General features: G+C 51.2%; 1 protein-coding gene. It reads right to left on the reverse strand.

Annotation, left to right across the window (positions count from 1 at the left end):
* Positions 1-47 precede the first annotated feature (47 nt).
* Complete coding sequence (locus NDI52_RS34845) at positions 48-1,730, reverse strand: alkaline phosphatase (protein WP_242045853.1); 1,683 nt, start codon at positions 1,728-1,730, stop codon at positions 48-50.
* Positions 1,731-2,012: the final 282 nt, after the last annotated feature.

The following is a 2,012-nucleotide window of genomic DNA, read 5'->3' on the forward strand; positions in this document are numbered from 1 at the left end:
CGATTTGTTTTTCCAAGTCTGAATGGTTACACGATATCGTCATCGGCCTATTCATAAACCGTTACGAATTTGGTCGTGCTGTCTAGCACCATCCACAGGTCTAGAACACCACCCCCATTTTCATCCAACCCATAAGAATCAGCTTGGGATTTGGTGCCCATCGAATGCACTACTGCTCCAGCATTGGAAGTGGCCGTCAGTTGGTCTTCAAGACTGTTGATGTAAACGCCCGCATTCGACATTCTGTCCCAATTAAGGCGACCGTCGGGTCCGGCTTCCTCCAGGCGAGCAAGGGTGAAGTAAGCCGGGGTGGTACCGTCGGGGTGGATGAAGATGACGTTGCCCGTGTCTTGAGTGGTGGGAGGCGCAGGAGTCGATTCTGGCTCTCCAATGGGAGATGGCAAGGCTTGATCAAACAGCGTTTGATACATCAGCCGATAAATTTCTGTGTTGTCGTGGGTGCTGGGGAGCAGTTCGGCATTTAACCCGTAGGCTTTGCTGACAATGTCAGAGCCAAAATCGGGCAATCCTGCATAAGTGATGCCGTAGGGAAAACGAGTGCCGTCCTCATCAGGTCCAGCAATAAAGGGTTGAGTATTGCGTCCTTCTTCACCATCAAGGGGCACTTGAGTAGCGTCGGAGCGATCGGGCAAGGTAGGGTTGACGGGAGTCGTGCCAACATTGCCGCCTGATTGAACATCGACATCGGTGACTTGTACTCCGCCCGCATTGCTATCTGCACTGGTGATTAACAACGTATTGGGACGTTCGTTATCGATGAAATCTTGAGCAACACCGATCGCCTCATCTGCACGGATAGCAGCTTCTACAACGCCCCGACCATTGTTGTTGTTGCCAAAATTGTCGGTTCCTTCCTCTTCCAAAACGACAAAGAAGCCATCTTCGTCTTGTGCCAGAATGGGCAGGGCAGCTTCTAGCATTTCAGCAACGGTAGGTGGGTTTAGGTTGCCCGGTTGCCCGTAATTTTCTAACCGCTCGGCTGCATTGGCTTCTTCAGTGGTGTCATTGTAAGTATCTTCTGCTGCAAAAATACCCAAGACTTTCGTGGTGCCTTCAGGCAGGCTTTGCAGTTGCTCACGGGTGTAGACTACCGTATAGCCCTTCTCTTCAGCTTCTTCGATCAGGTTGCGCCCATCGGTGCGAGTGCCTTCTTCACCAAAAAAACCGATAGTCCCTTCCGGCAAATAATCGGTCTCACCACCACCTAAGATAATGTCAACACCTGATTCAATAATTTCTGCGGTAATCGCCTCAGTTTCGCCGCGATTTTCCACATCGGCCAGAAAAACACCCGTTCCAGGTTCGGCAATAAAGCCAGAGTTGATCACAGCAGTTGCTTTACCAGCAGCGATCGCCTCCTCCATAATGGTCATTCCTGCCTCAGTCAACCCTTCCTGAGCGGAAAGGGAAGTGATCGGAGTACCGTCTTCGTCTAATCCATAAGAACCTGCTTGCGGCTTGACTCCATACGCGTGAACGACTGCCCCTGCATTAGAGGTTGCCGTAAGCTGGTCTTTGATATGCGATAAGTAGGAGCCAGCCGTTTCCATTCTGTCCCAGTTGATGCGACCGTCAGGTCCCGCTGTTTCATAGCGAGCTAGGGCGTAGTGAGAGGGGGTTGTGCCATCTGGATGAATGAAAATGACGCTGTTATTTCGGTTGGCGCTGTTATTCGACGTAGTATTGTCCGGCATCGTGTTATCTGACATGGTGCTATCCCGATGAATTGGGCGGCGGTAGTTATTAGCGAGCAGTTCCCGATACCGTTAAAGATCTCTACCTATTCAACGTATTTGTTGAGCCTGAAGCACTGCAAAGCAACGGTAAATCCAGCCAAGTAATTCACGCATTGGAATTATTAAGCATGGGTGCGTAGCTAGTCAGACACCCCCGGCGAAGCCGGTGGCTTAATGAGTGGGACCGCCTCAAAGGCGGGCGTCCTCACCGGGGGCTTACCGGTTTGTCTCTAGAACTGTCCTCCTTTATCCGCT

Source organism: Leptolyngbya sp. PL-A3, assembly GCF_039962325.1.
Taxonomy (GTDB): domain Bacteria; phylum Cyanobacteriota; class Cyanobacteriia; order Elainellales; family Elainellaceae; genus Vacuolonema.

Excerpts from the sequence above, each read along its gene's own strand:
- NDI52_RS34845 (WP_242045853.1), bottom strand. The coding sequence starts at position 1,730 with ATGTCAGATAACACGATGCCGGACAATACTACGTCGAATAACAGCGCC.